Source organism: Saccharothrix sp. NBAS 001 (assembly GCF_056640475.1).
Genome location: NZ_CM153251.1, coordinates 8,513,894 through 8,532,108 on the forward strand (window position 1 = coordinate 8,513,894; position 18,215 = coordinate 8,532,108).

Here is an 18,215-nt window from a genome sequence, read left to right on the forward strand (position 1 = left end):
CACCCCTCACCGCCACCACCAACGCCCAACGCCCAACGCCCAACGCCCAACGCCACCCACCGCTACGCCAACGACTCCCGCCACGCCGTGTGCAACGCGGCGAAACGCCCACGCCCGTCGATCAGCTCCTCGGGCGTCCCGTCCTCCACCACCCGGCCACCGTCGAGCACCAGCACCCGGTCCGCGATCATCACGGTCGACAGCCGGTGCGCGATGATGAACGCCGTCCGCGACGCCAGCACCGTCTCCAGCGCGCCCTGCACCAGCCGCTCCGAGGGCACGTCCAGGCTCGACGTCGCCTCGTCCAGCACCAGCACCGCCGGATCCGCCAGGAACGCCCGCGCGAACGCCACCATCTGCCGCTGCCCGGCGGACAACCGCCCGCCGCGCTTGCGCACGTCCGTGTCGTAGCCGTCCGGCAACGCCGCGATGAACTCGTGCGCGCCGACCGCCCGCGCCGCGTCCTCGACCTCGGCCCTCGACGCGGCCGGCCGGCCCAGCGCGATGTTGTCCGCGACCGAGCCGTCGAACAGGAAGTTCTCCTGCGTCACCATCACCACGGCCCGCCGCAGGTCGACGTCGGCCACCGACCGCAGGTCGACCCCGTCCAGCAGCACCGACCCGCGCGACGGGTCGTAGAACCGGCCGACCAGCTTCGCCAACGTCGACTTGCCCGCGCCCGTCGCGCCCACCAGCGCCACGGTCTGCCCGGCCGGCACGTTCAGGTCGAACGGCGGCAGCACCACCGGCGTGGCCGCCGAGTACCGGAACTCCACGCCGTCGAACGCCACCCGCCCGCGCACCTCGCCCAGCGGCACCGGGTCCTCCGGCTCCGGCACGGTCGGCTCCTCCTCCAGCAGCCCGGAGATCTTCTCCAGCGCCGCCGTGGCCGACGCGTAGGAGTTGGCGAACATCGCGATCTCGTCGAACGGGTCGTAGAACCGCCGCACGTACAGCGTGAACGCCGCCAGCACACCCAGTTCCAACTGCCCGTCCGCGACCCGGAACGCGCCCCACGCCACGATCACCGCGAGCGACACGTTGCCGATCACCCGCACCAGCGAGGTGAACGTCGCCACCACCTTGAACGCGTCGGTGTTCGCGTCGCGGAACTTGGCGTTCAGCTCGCCCATGATGTGCTCGTTGCGGCCTTCGCGGCGGAACGCCTGCACCGCGCGGATGCCGTTCATGGTCTCCACGAACTGCACGATGATCTTCGCGATCGCGCCCCGCGTGCCCCGGTAGGCCCGCATCGAGCGGCGCTGGAACCACCGGATCAGCAACAGCAGCGGCACGAACCCGAACAGCACCGCCAGCGCCAGCGGCGGGTCGAGGGTGAGCATCACGATCGAGATGCCGATCACCGACAGCATCGAGGTGAAGAACCCGTCCAGGCCCTGCTCCAGCAGGTCCTGCAACGAGTCCACGTCACTGGTCAGCCGCGAGATGACCTTGCCCGACGTGTACTTCTCGTGGAACGAGACGGACAGCCGCTGCGCGTGCCGGAAGATCCGTTCCCGCAGGTCGAGCAGCAGGTCCTGGCCGATCCGCCCGGACAGCCGGACGAACGCCCACCGCAGCACCGTCGCGCTCAACGCGCAGGCGACGTACCCGCCGACGCACCACGTGAGCACCCCGGGCCGACCCTCCAGGGCCGCCGGCACGCCCCGGTCGATCGCCGCCGCGATCAGCAGCGGCCCGGCCAGGTTGACCACGTTCTCCGCGATCACGATGACCAGCGCCAGGACCGCCGCCCGCGAGTGGGGCCGCAGCAACGACCCGAGCAGCTTGCGCGACCGGGCCTTGAGCTTCACGCCGGTCGAGTAGTCGATCTCCTCGACCTCTTCGGCGGCGACACCGCGCCACCTCTCCTCACCCGCCCCGTCCGAACCCGCCCCGTCCGAACCCGGCCCACCCGTACCCGCCCCGTCCGAACCCGGCCCACCCGTACCCGCCCCGTCCGAACCCGGCCCACCCGGACCCGGTCCACCCGGACCGGCCCCTGCGGACCCCACCGTCCCGGTGCTCACGCCGCCACCCCCTCATCCTCCATGGTGGACAGAAGGTGCCGGTACTCCTCGTTGTCCGCCAGCAGTTCCCGATGCGTGCCGATCGCCGCGATCCGACCGTCCACGAGCATCGCCACCCGGTCCGCCAACTGCACCGTGCTCGGCCGGTGCGCGACGACCAGCGCCGTCACCCCGTGCAGCACGCGGCGCAGCGCGGCCTCCACCTCGGCCTCGGTGTGCACGTCCAACGCGGACAGCGGGTCGTCCAGGACCAGCACCGCCGGGTGCCCCACGACCGCCCGCGCCAGCGCCAGCCGCTGCCGCTGGCCGCCGGACAGCGACAACCCCTGCTCGCCGATCCGGGTGTCCAGGCCCCACGGCAGCGCGTCCACGAACTCCTCGGCCCGCGCCACCCGCAACGCCTCGCGCACCCGCTCCTCGCCGACCTCGGCGCTGCCCAGCGCGATGTTCTCGGTCACGCTCGCCGAGAACAGGATCGGCTCCTCGAACGCCATGCCGACCACCCGGCGCAGTTCCGCCAGGTCCAGGTCCCGCACGTCCACCCCGTCCACGGTGACCCGCCCGGAGGTCACGTCCGCCAGGCGCGGCACCAGCGCGGTCACCGTCGTCTTGCCGGACCCGGTCGCGCCGACCAGCGCGACCGTCTCGCCCGGCCGGATGTCCAGGTCGACGCCGCGCAGCACCTCGTGACCGCCGACCGAGTGCGCGAAGTGCACGTCCTCGAACCGCACGTGCCCGCGCACCTGCCCGGGCAGCGCCACCGCCGTCGCGGGCGAGGTGACCGTCACCTCCGCGTCCAGCACCTCGAAGTACCGCTCGGACGCCGACGCGGTCTGGTTCGTCTCCGCCAGCAGCCAGCCGATCGAGTCGATGGGCCAGCGCAGGTAGGCGCTGACCGCGACCGCCGCGACCAGCGTGCCCGCGCTGACCGTGCCGTCCGCGATGCCGACCGCGCCGAACGCGAGCTGCCCGGCGATGGCCAGTTCCGGCAGCACGATCAGCACCGCCCACAGCATCGCGAAGATCCGCACCTTGGCCAGCTCGGTCTCCCGCAGGTCGCGGGCCTGCCGCAGGAACCGCCGGGTCAGGTGCGGGCCCCGGCCGAACGCCTTGAGCACCCGGATGCCCAGCACCGACTCCTCGACCACCGTGGTCAGGTCGCCGGCCTGGTCCTGCGCCCGCCGCGCGACCACCTTGAACTTCGACTCGAACAGGTAGGACAGCACCACCAGCGGCAGCGTGCAGGCCAGCACGATCGTGCCCAGCACCGGCGAGAGCCAGAACAGCACGGCCAGCCCGGTCAGCACGACCAGCGTGTTGACCACCAGGAACGTGATGACGAACGCCACGAACCGGCGGACCGTGTTCAGGTCCTGCGTGGCCCGCGACAGCAGTTGCCCGGACTGCCAGCGGTCGTGGAACGAGACCGGCAGTCGCTGCAGGTGGTGGTACATGTCCGCGCGCATCCGCGCTTCGACGTCGGAGGCCGGTCGGGCGATGAACCGCCGCCGCGCGAAGAAGAAGCCCGCCTCGGCGAGCCCCAGCAGCAGGACCAGTCCCACCATGGGTGGCAGGGCTCCCAGGTCGCGGCCGGCGATCGGGCCGTCCACGATGCGTTGGGTGATGAGCGGTATGCCCAGGCCGCACAGCATGGCCAGCAGCGCCGCGGTCATGCTCGCGGCCATCTGGAAGCGCACCGGCCGGAAGTACGGCCAGAGTCGGCGCACGGTGGCGGCGGTGGATACGCGTCGAGCAACGGTGTTGGATGGTGACTCCGCCTGCTCAGTCACTTCTGTCGTCCCCCTCAGGTCCGCTTCCACCGTACGAACCTCACCCCCCGCAAGCATCCGTATTTCCCGCCACCCACGATGCATGCTCGACCCAGGTGGAGGTCAAGATGGACGTGCAGTACCTGCGCACCGCGCCTACCATGGCTTTCCCGCGCGGCCGGTTGCTCGCCGTGCGCGGCGGTCGACTGAACGTGCTGGCTCCCGACGGGTGGGACGCCGTCGGCGGGCGGGCGGACCACGCCCGGCCGCTCTCCCGTGCGGAAGCCGAGCAGTGGTGCGAGTACGAGGGCGTGCCGCTGGACCTGCTCGACGCGGTCCCCGCCCCCTGACCTGCGCGGGAGTGCCCGTGAGCTACTTCTTGCGCAGCATCGCGGGCGCGGTGAGCAGCCCGGCGAGTCCGTAGGAGGCGCCGGCCAGCAGGGTGAGCACGGTCCACTTGTCACCGAGCCAGGAGAACTGGTCGGGCAGCTTGAAGTAGTGGGCCAGACCCAGCAGGACCGGTCCGATCAGCACGATCGGCCACACCGGCCGGACCTTCAGCACCCACAGCACCGGTCCGGCCAGCAGCGCGCTGAGCAGCAGCGCGACCGGCAGCCCGATCACGACGAGCAGCAGGAACCCGCCCAGCGACGTCTCGTTGACCACCCGGTCCAGCACGCCGCTCTGGTACGCCCAGATCCACGCGATGAGCAGCACCGCGCCGACCGCCGCGGACACGACGACGCGCAACAGCACCCTGAACGCGAAGCCGCCCGCCGTGGGGCGCGGGATGTCAGTCACGGCCGGCATTGTGGCTGACCGGGTGCCGTGCTGTCACCGGTGCGGCCAGCGCGAATCCCAGCGCGCCCGCCAGCACGCCGCTCGCCGGGATCGAGATCCACACCGTGGTCAAGGTCAGCACCGCGGCGAACGTCATCCCCACCGCGGCCATGCCCAGCGGCCGCTGCACCCGCAGCAGCGTGAGCGCGAACCACCCGAGCAGCACGCCGACCACCAGGCTGACCGGGATCGCGAACAGGCCCATGGCCAGGCAGTTCCAGTTGTCCTTGGAACACACCGCGCCGGCGGCGATGAACTCCCGCACCGCCCACCAGGCCGCTCCGAGCACGGCCCCCAGCACCGCTCCCACCACCACTCGCAGCATGCTCCCGGTTACCCGCCGCACCCCCACGACAAACGGCCCCAACGCGAAGGCCCCCCAACGCGAAGGGCCCCCAACGCGAAGGCCCCAACGCGAAGGGCCCCCGCCGACCCGGCGGGGGCCCTGCACACGTCCGAGCGGTCAGCCGCGGTTCGAGCGGACGCCCAGCAGGACGTCTTCCCACGACGGGACGATCGGGTGGTTCTTCTTGCCGCGCTTGGGCGGCGGCTCCTTCTTCGCCGCAGCCGGGTTCTGCTGCGCGGCGGGCGGTGCCGGCGGCTCCTCCGCGACCGGCGCGGGCTCGGGTTCCGGCTCGGGCTTGGCCTCCACGACCGGGACCTGCACCGGGGCGGGCTGCGGGGTCGGCTCCTCGCGGGCGAGGATCTCCGGCTCCGCCTCCTTCTCCAGGTTCAGGGCCTGCCGCGCCAGCTGGGTGACCGGCCGGACGGTGCGCAGCGTGCGGTTGGGGTTCGGGTCCATCAGCTCGACGGCCCCGTCGTCCAGCGCGGTCACCGTGCCGCCCTGCGCGCCCGGGTGGAACGCCCAGTGCGCCCGGTTGTCCGAGCGGCCCGCCGTCCAGTGCAGCTGCACCACCCAGCGGCCGTCCTCACCGCGCCACGAGTCCCAGCTCACGTCGGCGTACTCCTGGCCGCGCAGGCCGAACGAGTGCGCCACCACCTCGCCGAGGGTCTGCACGTCCGGCCCGTCCTCGCGCACCGGGTGGGCGCGCTGGGCCAGGTCGGCGGTGCGGGACCGCTCCAGCAGGACGGGGTAGGCGTACCGCTCGACCCGGTGGGTCGGGATGCCGGCCGCCGAGGCGACCTGGTCTACGGACTCGCCGGCGCGGATCCGCGCCTGGATCTCCCGGGGACGCATCTGGCTCTCCACCTCGATCTCGATTTGGCCGAGTCGGGTGAGGTCGCCCCGCGCCGCCGCGCGCAGCCGTTCGTCGGCGGGGAGCACGAAGCGCTCGCCGCGATCCGGGTCTTCGAGGATGACGGACTTGCCGTCGTCTTCGAGCCCGATGACCCGCAGCGCTCGCATCATGGCCTCCCGTATGACTTCACCTCGCCAGGTGCCGACGTTAATCCGGCGCGCCGCCTTGACGGGGGAGGCTCGCCGCGTCTATCGATATCTTCATGTGATCTTGCCGTATGTCGCTCGTGTTCGCACTTCTGTTACCGCAAGGTTCACCTCGGCGGCCACCCCTCCACCTCTACCACTTCGGAAACGCGAACGGGGGCCTCCCGTCGCCGGCCGGAGCCGGGCGGGAAGCCCCCGTGTCGGGCAGCGCGCGCGTCAGAGCTGGGAGACCACCCAGTCGACGGCCTTGGTCAGCGCGGTCACGTCGGCCGGCTCGATCGCCGGGAACATCGCCACCCGCAGCTGGTTGCGGCCGAGCTTGCGGTACGGCTCGACGTCCACGACGCCGTTGGCCCGCAGCACCTTGGCCACGACCGCCGCGTCCACGGAGTCGTCGAAGTCGACCGTGCCGACGACCTGCGACCGGTACGCCGGGTCCGCCACGTAGGGCGAGGTGTAGGAGGTCGACTCGGCCCACGAGTACAGCCGCGACGACGAGTCGGCGGTGCGCTCCACGGCCCACGGCAGGCCGCCGTTGCCCAGGATCCACTTGATCTGGTCGTCCAGCAGGAACAGCGTGGCCAGCGACGGCGTGTTGTAGGTCTGGTCCTTGGTGGAGTTGTCCAGCGCGGTGGTCAGCGACAGGAACTCCGGCACCCAGCGGCCGGACGCGCCGATCTCGGCGACCCGCTCCAGCGCGGCGGGCGACATCAGGGCGATCCACAGGCCGCCGTCCGAGGCGAACGACTTCTGCGGCGCGAAGTAGTAGACGTCGCAGTCCTCGGCGTTCACCGGCAGGCCGCCCGCGCCGGACGTGGCGTCGATCGCGACCAGGGCGCCCTCGGACCCCGCGGGCCGCGACACCGGGACGGCCACGCCCGTGGACGTCTCGTTGTGCGCCCAGCCGACCAGGTCCGCGCCCTCGGCGTAGGCGATCTCCGGGGCCGAGCCGGGGTCGGCCTTGACCACGATCGAGTCACCCAGGAACGGGGCGTCGGAGGTGACCTTGGCGAACTTCGAGGAGAACTCGCCGTAGGTGAAGTGCTGCGCGCGCTCCCGGACCAGGCCGAACGCCGCGGCGTCCCAGAACGCGGTGGTGCCGCCGTTGCCCAGCACGACCTCGTAGCCCTCGGGCAGCGAGAACAGCTCGCGCAGACCCGAGCGGACCGAGCCGACCAGGGACTTCACCGGCTTCTGGCGGTGGGAGGTGCCCATCAGCTTCGCGCCCTCGGACGCCAGGGCCGCGAGGGCCTCCGGGCGGACCTTGGACGGGCCGCACCCGAAGCGGCCGTCGGACGGCCGGAGTTCGGCGGGCAGGACCAGGGTGGTCGGGTCGGCGGTCTGGGTCATCGCGGAGCCTCCGGGTACCGGGGGAGGGGTGACCGGCGCCGTTGCCGGGGGCAACAGTGTTGCAGCCGCGTGGCCTAACAGTGACGGCCGGGTGTCGCTGCTCACGTCCATCCGGCCATCAATTCCGGCTATACCCGCCCCGACCAGGTGAAACTCACCGGCCGAGCAGTCCTCGCTCCAGCGCCGTGGTGACCGCCGCCGTCCGGTCCGAAACGCCGAGCTTGGTGAACACCCGCAGCAGGTGGGTCTTCACCGTCGCCTCGCCGATGAACAGCTCCCGCCCGATCTCCACATTGGACAGTCCTCGTGCGACCAGCCGCAGCACCTCGACCTCGCGCGGCGACAGCGCCGGCCCGCGCCGGACCAGCTTGCGCACCATCGACGGCGCGAGCACCGTCTCCCCGCGCGCCGCCGCCCGCACCGCCTCCACCAGCTCGTCCCGGGACGAGTCCTTGAGCAGGTACCCGGCCGCGCCGGCCTCGACCGCGCGCAGGATGTCGGCGTCGGTCTCGTAGGTGGTCAGCACCACCACCCGGCTGGTGCCGGCGATCCGCGCGGTGGCCGCGACGCCGTCCATGCCGGGCATGCGCAGGTCCATCAGCACCACGTCCGGCCGCAGGTCGCCGACCAGCGCCACGGCGTCCGCCCCGGACCCGGCCTCGCCGACCACCTCGATGTCGGCCTCCGCCGCGAGCATCCCCCGCACGCCCTGCCGCACGACCGGGTGGTCGTCCACCAGCACCACCCGGATCACCGCGTCGCCACCGGCCGGGCCGGCGCTCACCGGGGCACCTCCACGACCAGCCGCGCCCCGCCCGCGTCGGACACCTTCATCGTGCCGCCGACCTGCTCGACCCGTGCCCGCATCCCGCGCAACCCGAACCCCTCCCCGGCCCCGCGCCCGCCGAACCCGCGCCCGTCGTCGCGCACCACCAGCCGCACCACGTCGTCGCCGAACTCCAGCGACACGTCCACCGCCCGAGCCCCCGAGTGCTTGCGCACGTTCGTCAACGCCTCCTGCGCCGCCCGCAGCAGCACCACCTCGACGGAGGTGTCCACGGCACCGTCACCGACCTGCCGGAACGTACCCGTGATGCCGACCTCGACCATCCGCGACACGAGCCGCTGCACGGCCGACGCGAGCGACCCGTCCAGCGACGCCGGGGCGAGCGCGGCGACCAGCGCCCGCGCCTCGGCCAGGTTCTCCCGCGCCGTGCGGACCGCCAGGTCCAGGTGCGTGGTCGCCGACGCGGGGTCGGCCTGCGCCGCCTGCACGAGGGTGACGATGCTGGTGAACCCCTGCGCCAGGGTGTCGTGGATCTCGGCGGCGAGCCGTTCCCGCTCGGCCGCCACGCCCGCCTCCCGGGACAGCTCCGCGATCCGGGCGTTCTTGTCCGCGAGGGAGCCGGTCACCCAGGCGAACAGCTGCGAGAACAGCAGGGTCATCAGGGAGACCGCGAGCATCCGGGTCGGGTCGCCGGTCTTCGCGAACCAGACCAGCCACGGCGTCAGCGCGAACGCCCCGGTCAGCCAGAACGCCGGCCACAGCCGCTGTTCGCGGTAGACCTGCGGCAGGATCGCGAACAGCGCGTAGGTCGCCTCGGGCGTGCACCACTCGGCGGCCACGAACAGCACCAGCAGGACGGGGTAGTGCAGCGGCGGGCGCAGCCACGTCCACACCGCGCCCGCCACCAGCAGCCCGACCGCCCAGAACCGCAGCGGGCCGCCGTTGAACACCACCATCGCGCACGCGACGAGCAGCGCGGCGAGGGCGATCAGCCGCCACTGCGCTCGCTCGTCCAGCGGAAACCGACCAGGCACAGCACAAAGCCGATCACGCACCACGCGCCCAGCACCAGCGCGATCTTCCCGTGCTCCCACGTCCCCGCCGCCTCCTGGATCGCCATGCCGTCGGGCAGGAACACCGAGCGGAACCCCTGCGCCACCCACTTGAGCGGGAAGAACGAACTGACCACCACCATCGCGTCGGGCAGCAGCGGCAGGTGGATGAACACCCCGGAGATGAACTGGAGCCCGATGTAGGGGAGGTTCATCACGGCCGGGGCGCTGCCCGCCGTGCGGGCCAGCGAACTGGCCGCGATGCCCAGCAGCGAGCACGACACCACGCCGAGCACGAACACCCACGAGAACGTCACCCAGCGGGCCGGGTCGGTCGGCAGCTCGACGTCGAACAGCGCGACGCCCACCGCGAGCATCAGCACCACCTCGGCCAGGCTCAGCACCAGGACCAGCCCGATCTTGCCGACGAAGTACGCGGCGGGGGCCATGGGCGTGCCCTGGAGGCGCTTGAGCGTCCCGTTCGCCCGGTCCTCCGCGACGCCCACGCCGAGGGTGATGAACGAGGTGGAGATGATGCCCGCGCCGATCAGGCCGGCCGCGTACACCTGGCCCATGGTGACGCCGGTGCCGGGCAGGTCGCCGCTGAAGATGTTGCCGAGCAGCAGCAGGATGAACGCGGGCAGCGCGAAGGTGAACACCACGCCGCCCCGGTCGCGGAAGAACTGGCGCAGCTCGAAGCGGCCACGCGCGAGACCGATGTCCAGGGTGCTCATCGTCCGATCAACTCCAGGTAGACGTCCTCCAGCGAGGGACGGGTGACGGTCAGCTCGGGCGCCTCGCCGATCTCGCGGACCAGCGCGGCGGGCCGGGACGTGCGGCGCATCTGCGGGCCGGCCGCGTCGACCCAGCTCACGACGGCCTCGGCGCGGTCACGGCCGCCCAGCGTGGCGGGCGTGCCCTCGGCGACGACCCGGCCGGCGTCGATCACCGCGAGCCGGTCGGCCAGCGCCTCGACCTCGTCGAGGTAGTGGGTGGTGAGCAGGATCGTGGTGCCCTCGCCGGCGAGCCGCCGGACCAGCTCCCAGAACGCGCGGCGGGCCTCCGGGTCGAAGCCGGTGGTGGGCTCGTCCAGGAACAGCAGCCGGGGCCGGCCGACGATGCCGAGCGCCACGTCCAGCCGCCGCCGCTGACCGCCGGACAGCCGGCTCGCCCACACGTCGCGTCGGGCGGTCAGGCCGACGAGTTCGACCACCTCGTCCGGGTCGCGCGGGTCGGGGTAGTAGCGGGCGAAGTGCCGGACCGCCTCGGCGACCGTGCTCTCGGCCAGGTCGGTGGCGGACTGCTGCACGATCCCGATGGCGCGACGCCACGGGCGGGGCGCGTCGGCCGGGTCGACGCCGAGCACCGACACCTCGCCCGCGTCCCGGCGGCGCAGCCCTTCGAGGATCTCCACGGTGGTGCTCTTGCCCGCCCCGTTCGGGCCGAGCAGCGCGAACACCTCGCCGGTGTCGACGTCGAGGTCGACACCGGCCACGGCGGGCCGCCCGCCGTAGGACTTGCGCAAGTCCCTGACTCGGATCGCGTTCATGCCGTGAATCGTTCAGCGGCACGGGGGTCGTGCGTAACGACCCGTCGACGGACACCGGTTGTCCACCGACCGGTGGACACGGGCCCGCCGACCGGTCAGGCGATCTCCTCCCAGCCCTCGACCTCGGACGGCACGCGCGGGCCGGGGCCGATGTAGGACGCGGACGGCCGCACCAGCCGCCCGGTGCGCTTCTGCTCCAGGATGTGCGCCGACCAGCCGGCGGTCCGGGCGCAGGTGAACATCGCGGGCATCATGTGCGGCGGGACCTGGGCGAAGTCCAGGATCACCGCGGCCCAGAACTCCACGTTGGTCTCGATCGCCCGGTCCGGGCGGCGCTCCCGCAGCTCGGCCAGCGCCGCCTGCTCCAGCGCCGCCGCGACCTCGTAGCGGGCCGCGCCCAGCTCCTGGCAGGTGCGCCGCAGCACGCGGGCGCGCGGGTCCTCGGCCCGGTACACCCGGTGCCCGAAGCCCATCAGCCGCTCGCCCCGGTCGAGGATGCCGGACACCACGGCCCGCGCGTCGCCGGTCCGCTCGACCTCCTCGATCATCGGCAGCACCCGCGCGGGTGCGCCGCCGTGCAGCGGGCCGGACATCGCGCCGATCGCGCCGGACATGGCCGCCGCGACGTCCGCGCCGGTCGAGGCGATCACCCGGGCGGTGAAGGTGGAGGCGTTGAGGCCGTGCTCGGCGGCCGACACCCAGTAGGCGTCGAGGGCCTTGACGTGCGCCGGGTCGGGTTCGCCGCGCCACCGGGTGAGGAACCGCTCGGTGATCGTGCGGCACTCGTCGATGCGCCGCTGCGGGACCGCGGCCCGGCCGATGCCGCGCGCGGACTGCGCCGCGTAGGACAGCGCCATCACCGAGGCGCGGGCGAGCTGCGCGCGGGCGTCCTCGTCGCTGATGTCGAGCAGCGGCTGGTAGCCCCAGATCGGCGCGACCATGGCGAGCGCGGCCTGCACGTCCACCCGCACGTCGCCGGTGTGCACCGGGATCGGGAACGGCTCGGCGGGCGGCAGACCCGGGCCGAAGCGGCCGTCCACCAGCAGCGCCCACACGTTGCCGAAGGTGACCTTGCCCGCCAAGTCCTCGATGTCGACCCCGCGGTAGCGCAGCGCGCCACCGTCGCGATCGGGCTCGGCGATCTCGGTGCGGAAGGCGACCACGCCTTCCAGGCCCGGCCGGAACCCGTCCTGTTCGGTCTGCTGCACCACGCTGTGCGCTCCTTGTCCGCGAGGCTCAAGAGTTGGGAAAACCTTGCTCCCCCGCAGACCCCCTGGCAACGACGGCAATCGGTGGCGTCGGTCACGATTCAGGAACCGATTCAGAAAGCACGGGCCGTGTTAACGCCAAGTTTCCACTCTGCGGTAGCGGCATTTCGCGTGGTAGACCTCAGAACATGCACCTGACGCCCCACGAACGGGACAAACTCCTGGTCCACGTGGCGGCCGACGTCGCGCGCCGCCGGTTGCAGCGCGGTGTCGTGCTCAACCACCCCGAGGCCGTGGCGCTCATCACCGACCACGTGCTGGAAGGTGCCCGGGACGGCCGGACGGTCAGCGAGCTGATGCAGAGCGGCCGGCACGTGCTCGGCCGCCGCCAGGTGCTGCCCGGCGTCCCGGAGATGATCGAGTCGGTCCAGGTCGAGGCGACGTTCCCGGACGGCACCAAGCTGGTCACCGTGCACGACCCGATCGTCTGACCCCCGAACGGCTGAACTTCGGCCGTCTCCCCACCGCGAACCCACCTCCAGGACCGGAGCGGCCATGCGACCAGGCGAGATCATCACCGGCGACGAGCCCGTGGAGCTGAACCCGGGCCGGCCGCGCACCACCCTGGTCGTGGTCAACACCGCCGACCGGCCGGTCCAGGTCGGGTCGCACTACCACTTCGCGGCGGTCAACCCCGGTCTGGAGTTCGACCGGGAGGCCGCGTGGGGCAAGCGGCTGGACGTGCCGGCGGGCACCGCCGTCCGGTTCGAGCCGGGCGTGGAGCGCGAGGTGGTGCTGGTGCCGCTGGCCGGCCGCCGGGTGGTGCCGGGCCTGCGCCCGGAGTGGGCCGGTGAGCTGTGATCGACCGCGAGCGCTACGCCGAGCTGTACGGGCCGACCACCGGCGACCGGATCCGGCTGGCCGACACCGACCTGACCGTCGAGGTCACCGAGGACCGCAGCCGGGGCCCGCACGCGGGCGACGAGGTGATCTTCGGCGGCGGCAAGGTGATCCGCGAGTCGATGGGCCAGGGCACGGCCACCCGCGCCGAGGGCGCGCCCGACCTGGTGATCACCGGCGCGGTCGTGCTGGACCACTGGGGCGTGGTGAAGGCCGACGTCGGCGTGCGGGACGGCCGGATCGTCGGCATCGGCAAGGCGGGCAACCCCGACATCATGGCCGGCGTCGACCCGGCGCTGGTGATCGGCCCGTCCACGGAGGTGCTGTCCGGCAACGGGAAGATCCTCACCGCCGGCGGCATCGACTGCCACGTGCACTTCATCTGCCCGCAGATCGTGGACCAGGCGATCGCGTCCGGCCTGACCACGCTGATCGGCGGCGGCACCGGCCCGGCCGAGGGCACCAAGGCCACCACGGTCACGCCCGGCGCGTGGAACCTGGGCCGGATGCTCGCCTCGATGGACCACATGCCGGTCAACGTCCTGCTGCTGGGCAAGGGGAACACGGTCCGCGAGGAGGCGCTGCGCGAGCAGCTGCGGGCCGGCGCGGGCGGGTTCAAGCTGCACGAGGACTGGGGCAGCACGCCCGCCGCGATCGACGCGTGCCTGCGGATCGCCGACGAGTCCGGCGTGCAGGTCGCCATCCACACCGACACGTTGAACGAAGCCGGGTTCGTCGAGTCCACTGTGGACGCCATCGCGGGCCGCTCGATCAACGCCTACCACTCCGAGGGCGCGGGCGGCGGGCACGCGCCGGACATCATCCGGGTGGTGTCCGAGCCGAACGTGCTGCCGTCGTCCACGAACCCGACCCGCCCGCACACCGTGAACACGCTCGAAGAGCACCTGGACATGCTGATGGTGTGCCACCACCTCAACCCGGCCGTGCCGGAGGACCTGGCGTTCGCGGAGAGCCGCATCCGGCCGACCACCATCGCCGCCGAGGACCTCCTGCACGACCTGGGCGCGATCTCCATGATCAGCTCGGACTCGCAGGCCATGGGCCGGGTCGGCGAGGTGGTCATCCGGACCTGGCAGACCGCGCACGTGATGCAGCGCCTGCGCGGCGCGCTGCCGGACAACCTGCGGGCCCGCCGGTACGTCGCCAAGTACACGATCAACCCGGCCATCGCGCACGGCATCGACCACGAGGTCGGCTCGGTCGAGGTCGGCAAGCTCGCCGACCTCGTGCTGTGGGAGCCGAAGTTCTTCGGCGTGCGCCCGGCGGTGGTGCTCAAGGGCGGGTTCGTCGCGTGGGCCGCGATGGGCGACGCGAACGCGTCCATCCCGACCCCGCAGCCGGTGCTGGCCCGGCCGATGTTCGGCGCGCACTCGGGTGCGTTGAGCAGCGTGCACTTCGTGTCCGAGGAAGCCGTGCGGCACGACCTGGCCGACGTGCTGCGGCTGTCCCGGCCGCTGCTCCCGGTCCGCGACACCCGGCGGATCGGCAAGGCCGACATGGTGCTCAACGACGCGATGCCGGACGTCCGGGTCGACCCGGACAGCTTCGCCGTGCACGTCGACGGCGACCTGGTCGAACCCCACCCGGTGGCGGAGCTGCCGATGGCCCAGCGCTACTTCCTGTTCTGATGGACCTCGCGGCGCTGATGATCGCGGACTCCCGGTTCCCGGGCGGTGGGCACGCGCACTCCGGCGGGGTGGAGGAGGCCGTGGCGCGCAAGCTCGTCACGGACCTGGCGGGCCTGGAGTCGTTCCTGGTCGGGCGGTTGCGCACGGCCGGTGCGCTGGGCGCGGTCTTCGCCGCCGCCGCGACGCTGGGCCGGTTCGCCGAGCTGGACGCCGAACTCGACGCCCGCACGCCGTCGCCCGCGCAGCGCGCCGCGTCCCGGGTGCAGGGGCGCGGGATCGCCCGTGCGGCGCGCGCGGCGTGGCCGTCCGACCGCCTGGACGAACTGCTGCGGCTCACCCCCGAGCCGCACCACCCGATCATCGTCGGCGCGCTGGTGGCCGACCCGCGCGCCGCCGCGCAGGTGGCGGCCTACCACGCGGTGACCGGCCCGGCGACCGGCGCGATCCGGCTGCTGGGCCTGGACCCGTTCGGGGTCAACGCGATCATCGCCGGGCTGGCCGCCGACCTGGCCGAGGTCGTCGCGCACGCCGTGCGCCACCACCGGTCCCCGCCGCGCGACCTGCCCGCGCCCAGCGCCCCCGGCCTCGACCTGCTGGCCGAGGCCCACGACCGCCACCACCGGGAAGAGGTGCGTCTCTTTGTCAGCTGACCACGTGCACCCAGTCAACTTCGACCCCGCCGACGCCGGCCACGACCCCCACCTGCCCGGCGCGGGGCGCGGCCCGTCCGCCGCCGGGCACGGGCACCGGGCGGTGCGGCTCGGGATCGGCGGACCGGTGGGCAGCGGCAAGACCGCGCTGACCGCCGCGCTGTGCCGGGCGCTGGGCGACGAGGTCGACCTGGCCGTCGTCACCAACGACATCTACACCACCGAGGACGCGGACTTCCTGCGCGCGGCGGGCGTGCTGGCCACCGACCGGATCGAGGCGGTGCAGACCGGCGCGTGCCCGCACACCGCGATCCGCGACGACATCACCGCCAACCTCGACGCCGTGGAACGGCTGGAGCACCGGTTCCCCGGTCTGGAACTGGTGATCATCGAGAGCGGCGGCGACAACCTGACCGCGGTGTTCAGCCGGGGTCTGGTGGAGCGGCAGATCTTCGTGGTCGACGTGGCGGGCGGTGACAAGGTGCCGCGCAAGGGCGGGCCGGGCGTGACCACCGCGGACCTGCTGGTGATCAACAAGACCGACCTCGCGCCGATGGTGGGCGCCGACCTCGTCGTCATGACGGGCGACGCCCACCGGGTGCGCGGGGACCTCCCGGTGATCAGCCAATCGCTGGTGGAGACACCGGACGCCCCCGCCGTCGCGGACTGGGTCCGCGCTCAGCTGACGCTGGTGACCTTCAGGTGACTGCCGAACCGGCTCACGTCCCCGGCGCACCCGTACTGGCCGTCGAGCCGCAGGTACAGCGGCGCGGTCTCGTCCGGCGGGAACACCTTCAGGCCCCACACCAAGGTCTTCCGGCACACCGCCGGGTCGTAGTTGTCGGCGTTCGCCGACCCCACGACCGCCGTGGTGCCCACCCCGTTGGCCAAGGTGACCAGCGGCCCGGGGCCACCGTCACGCGTCGCCGCCGCACCGACCTGGTTGCCCGAGGAGTCCACATAGGACACTCCGGGGAACCCCTGCAGCACGCAGGTCGCGATGCCGCGGTTGGTGAACCGCACCTCCCGGTACAGGGTCCCGGCCGCGGGCTCCGCCCGCACGACCGCGATGTCCAGGTCCACCGACTTGCACGTGGCCGCCTGGACCCCCGCGGATCCGCCCCGGGTGTGCACGTCGGCCTGCGCCGAGGCCACGCCGGAGGTGCACAACAATGCCGCGCCGATCGCGGCCATTCCGATAATTCTCTTCATCACGATCTCCCCCGAGAATCGCGGACGGAAATCCCGTCCACCCCTGAGACGTGTCACACACCGCAGGGGTTGCTCCGGTGAAGGCACGAGCGCTCCTCGTGATCGAGAAATCCGGCGCGCGCAGTGTAATCCGGGAGCTGAAGTCGATGGCCCCGCTCCGCCTGGTACCGCATCGGCGCAGCTCACACGCATTGGTGCACCTGGTGAGCGCGGTCACCGCGCCGCTGGGCGGCGACGACCTCGAATTGACCGTGCGGGTCGGTCCGGGAGCGCGCCTGGAGTTGCGCGGCGTCGCGGCCGCGCTCGCGCTGCCCGGGCACCGGCCCGGCGGCAGCCGTTCGGCGGTCCACGTCGAAGTCGGCGAGGGCGGTGACGTGGAATACCTGCCGGAGCCGACCGTGGTGACCTCGCGCGCGTGCCACGAGTCGGTGTTCACCGCGGAATTGGCCGACGACGCCCGGTTGCGCACCCGGGAGGTGCTGGTGCTGGGTCGCACCGGCGAACGGCCGGGCGCGCTGGTCAGCGCGCTCGACGTCCGGCGCGGTGGTCCCGTGCTGCGGCAGACCACCCGGATCGGCGTGCCGGAAGTGGACAAAAGCCCCGCCGGGCTGGCGGGCAAGCGCGTCCTGGGCACCGAACTCCTGTGCTGGGGCGAGGATCCGGCCGAACCGATTTCACACGACTGGTGGTCCCTCGTTCCGCTGGCATCCGGGGGCAGCCTGGCCACCGCTCTGGCCGACGACGCGGTGACGGTGGAGCGCGCTCTGGACCAAGCGCGGCGAAACCATCCCGGATCGGGTGACCTTCTGACTCGATCTCGTGCTCGATTCCGAAATCAGCCTCACACCGACAGTCACGAGCCGGGTGGTCCTCATCACCACGCAGGCGGTTTCGCGCACGCCCGGAAACCCGTACGGTCGCTGGATCGTTAGGTGCCACAAGTGCCTTGCCAGGTAAAACCTGCTCGGGAGGTCTGGATGTCGGAGACGACGAACATCGCGTTGCCGTCGATGCGCGTGTCCTACGAACAGGGTTCGCTCACTGAGGGCGACCTGGCGGCGTCCTGGCACGAGCAGTTGCAGCTGTGGCTCGACCAGGCGGCCGGCGCCGGCCTGCCCGAGCCGAACGCGATGGTGCTGGCGACCTCGGACCCCGAGGGCCGGCCGTCGTCCCGGACCGTTCTGGCCAAGGGCCTGGACGCGCGCGGGCTGGTGTTCTTCACCAACTACACCTCCGCCAAGAGCCACGACCTGATGGCCACCCGCTACGCGTCCGCGACGTTCCCGTGGTTCGCGATGCAGCGCCAAGCGCACGTGCGCGGCACGGTGGAGAAGGTCGGCGCGGAGGAGACCGCCCGCTACTGGGAGAGCCGCCCGCGCGGCTCGCAGATCGGCGCGTGGGCGTCCCCGCAGTCCCGCGTGGTGACCGGCCGCTCGACGCTGGAGAGCGCGCTGAACAAGATCGAGCGCCAGTTCGCCGACTCGGACCGGGTACCGGTCCCGCCGCACTGGGGCGGCTGGCGCATCCGGCCCGAAGAGGTCGAGTTCTGGCAGGGCCGCCGCGACCGCATGCACGACCGCCTCCGCTTCCGCCTCGGCCGTGACGGCTGGGACCTCCAGCGGGTGGCCCCCTAGCACCGCGACAGGACGAGCCGCCCGGCTGCCGCGAACGACACCGCACCGAACGCCACAGTCGCCGCGCCGGTACTGCCTGCGGTACTCCTTCACCGGCACGAGCGGCAGTGTCCACAGCACTGCCGCGCCGCCGTTCGGCCACCACCGCCTTGACCGCGAACGCGAGCAGCGGCACCGCGA

At 72.6% G+C, this 18,215-nt stretch carries 20 protein-coding genes; 8 read left to right on the forward strand and 12 right to left on the reverse strand.

What is annotated here, in order from left to right:
* Positions 1-62: 62 nt before the first annotated feature.
* Both AC0HI0_RS37765 and AC0HI0_RS37770 read right to left on the reverse strand, forming a co-directional pair.
* On the reverse strand, positions 63-2,030 hold the full coding sequence (locus tag AC0HI0_RS37765) for an ABC transporter ATP-binding protein (protein WP_480928255.1): 1,968 nt from the start codon (positions 2,028-2,030) through the stop codon (positions 63-65).
* Positions 2,027-3,757: an ABC transporter ATP-binding protein gene (locus AC0HI0_RS37770; protein ID WP_480928256.1), complete on the reverse strand. Its 1,731-nt coding sequence runs from the start codon at positions 3,755-3,757 to the stop codon at positions 2,027-2,029. Before AC0HI0_RS37770 ends, AC0HI0_RS37765 begins: the two co-directional genes overlap by 4 nt.
* Positions 3,758-3,915: 158 nt before the next feature.
* Here AC0HI0_RS37770 and AC0HI0_RS37775 point away from each other — a divergent pair, with 158 nt between their 5' ends.
* The gene (locus AC0HI0_RS37775; RefSeq protein ID WP_480928257.1) at positions 3,916-4,149 is read left to right on the forward strand and encodes a hypothetical protein; all 234 of its coding nucleotides are present in this window, start codon (positions 3,916-3,918) and stop codon (positions 4,147-4,149) included.
* Between the two features lie 22 nt (positions 4,150-4,171).
* On the opposite strand, the gene AC0HI0_RS37780 is transcribed toward AC0HI0_RS37775, so the two are convergent.
* From AC0HI0_RS37780 to AC0HI0_RS37820, 9 genes are all read right to left on the reverse strand, one after another.
* The gene (locus tag AC0HI0_RS37780; RefSeq protein WP_480928258.1) at positions 4,172-4,600 is read right to left on the reverse strand and encodes a hypothetical protein; all 429 of its coding nucleotides are present in this window, start codon (positions 4,598-4,600) and stop codon (positions 4,172-4,174) included.
* Positions 4,593-4,964, reverse strand: coding sequence for a hypothetical protein (locus tag AC0HI0_RS37785; RefSeq protein WP_480928259.1), 372 nt, complete (start codon positions 4,962-4,964; stop codon positions 4,593-4,595). Before AC0HI0_RS37785 ends, AC0HI0_RS37780 begins: the two co-directional genes overlap by 8 nt.
* A gap of 138 nt (positions 4,965-5,102) precedes the next feature.
* Positions 5,103-6,005 (reverse strand): septation protein SepH, encoded by a 903-nt coding sequence (sepH, locus tag AC0HI0_RS37790; protein ID WP_480934476.1) that lies wholly within the window; start codon positions 6,003-6,005, stop codon positions 5,103-5,105.
* A 255-nt stretch (positions 6,006-6,260) separates the two neighbouring features.
* Complete coding sequence (serC, locus tag AC0HI0_RS37795; protein ID WP_480928260.1) at positions 6,261-7,394, reverse strand: phosphoserine transaminase; 1,134 nt, start codon at positions 7,392-7,394, stop codon at positions 6,261-6,263.
* A 154-nt stretch (positions 7,395-7,548) separates the two neighbouring features.
* Positions 7,549-8,148: a response regulator gene (locus AC0HI0_RS37800; protein WP_480934477.1), complete on the reverse strand. Its 600-nt coding sequence runs from the start codon at positions 8,146-8,148 to the stop codon at positions 7,549-7,551.
* 26 nt (positions 8,149-8,174) lie between these two features.
* The gene (locus AC0HI0_RS37805) at positions 8,175-9,215 is read right to left on the reverse strand and encodes a sensor histidine kinase (protein WP_480928261.1); all 1,041 of its coding nucleotides are present in this window, start codon (positions 9,213-9,215) and stop codon (positions 8,175-8,177) included.
* Complete coding sequence (locus AC0HI0_RS37810; RefSeq protein WP_480928262.1) at positions 9,170-9,967, reverse strand: ABC transporter permease; 798 nt, start codon at positions 9,965-9,967, stop codon at positions 9,170-9,172. Before AC0HI0_RS37810 ends, AC0HI0_RS37805 begins: the two co-directional genes overlap by 46 nt.
* Positions 9,964-10,782, reverse strand: coding sequence for an ABC transporter ATP-binding protein (locus tag AC0HI0_RS37815; protein ID WP_480928263.1), 819 nt, complete (start codon positions 10,780-10,782; stop codon positions 9,964-9,966). The genes AC0HI0_RS37810 and AC0HI0_RS37815 overlap by 4 nt, the downstream gene beginning before the upstream one ends.
* A gap of 95 nt (positions 10,783-10,877) precedes the next feature.
* Entirely contained in the window at positions 10,878-11,993 is a 1,116-nt protein-coding gene (locus AC0HI0_RS37820; RefSeq protein ID WP_480928264.1) for a citrate synthase 2, read from the reverse strand.
* A 185-nt stretch (positions 11,994-12,178) separates the two neighbouring features.
* Here AC0HI0_RS37820 and AC0HI0_RS37825 point away from each other — a divergent pair, with 185 nt between their 5' ends.
* From AC0HI0_RS37825 to ureG, 5 genes are all read left to right on the forward strand, one after another.
* A complete protein-coding gene (locus tag AC0HI0_RS37825; protein ID WP_480928265.1) occupies positions 12,179-12,481 on the forward strand; it encodes an urease subunit gamma in 303 nt (100 codons plus the stop codon).
* A 64-nt stretch (positions 12,482-12,545) separates the two neighbouring features.
* On the forward strand, positions 12,546-12,851 hold the full coding sequence (locus AC0HI0_RS37830) for an urease subunit beta (protein ID WP_480928266.1): 306 nt from the start codon (positions 12,546-12,548) through the stop codon (positions 12,849-12,851).
* Positions 12,851-14,539, forward strand: a complete 1,689-nt coding sequence (locus AC0HI0_RS37835; RefSeq protein WP_480934478.1) for an urease subunit alpha — start codon at positions 12,851-12,853, stop codon at positions 14,537-14,539. The genes AC0HI0_RS37830 and AC0HI0_RS37835 overlap by 1 nt, the downstream gene beginning before the upstream one ends.
* A complete protein-coding gene (locus AC0HI0_RS37840; protein ID WP_480928267.1) occupies positions 14,539-15,189 on the forward strand; it encodes an urease accessory protein UreF in 651 nt (216 codons plus the stop codon). The genes AC0HI0_RS37835 and AC0HI0_RS37840 overlap by 1 nt, the downstream gene beginning before the upstream one ends.
* The gene (ureG, locus tag AC0HI0_RS37845; RefSeq protein ID WP_480928268.1) at positions 15,179-15,895 is read left to right on the forward strand and encodes an urease accessory protein UreG; all 717 of its coding nucleotides are present in this window, start codon (positions 15,179-15,181) and stop codon (positions 15,893-15,895) included. The genes AC0HI0_RS37840 and ureG overlap by 11 nt, the downstream gene beginning before the upstream one ends.
* On the opposite strand, the gene AC0HI0_RS37850 is transcribed toward ureG, so the two are convergent.
* Positions 15,868-16,401 (reverse strand): DUF4232 domain-containing protein, encoded by a 534-nt coding sequence (locus AC0HI0_RS37850; protein ID WP_480928269.1) that lies wholly within the window; start codon positions 16,399-16,401, stop codon positions 15,868-15,870. The two genes, ureG and AC0HI0_RS37850, sit on opposite strands and share 28 nt — an antisense overlap.
* A 77-nt stretch (positions 16,402-16,478) precedes the next feature.
* On the opposite strand from AC0HI0_RS37850, the gene AC0HI0_RS37855 reads away from it, so the two are divergent.
* Positions 16,479-17,333 carry an urease accessory protein UreD gene (locus AC0HI0_RS37855; RefSeq protein WP_480928270.1) on the forward strand — a complete coding sequence of 285 codons (855 nt, stop codon included), beginning with the start codon at positions 16,479-16,481 and terminating at the stop codon, positions 17,331-17,333.
* A 45-nt stretch (positions 17,334-17,378) separates the two neighbouring features.
* Positions 17,379-18,035 (forward strand): pyridoxamine 5'-phosphate oxidase, encoded by a 657-nt coding sequence (gene pdxH / locus AC0HI0_RS37860; RefSeq protein ID WP_480928271.1) that lies wholly within the window; start codon positions 17,379-17,381, stop codon positions 18,033-18,035.
* Positions 18,036-18,215: the final 180 nt, after the last annotated feature.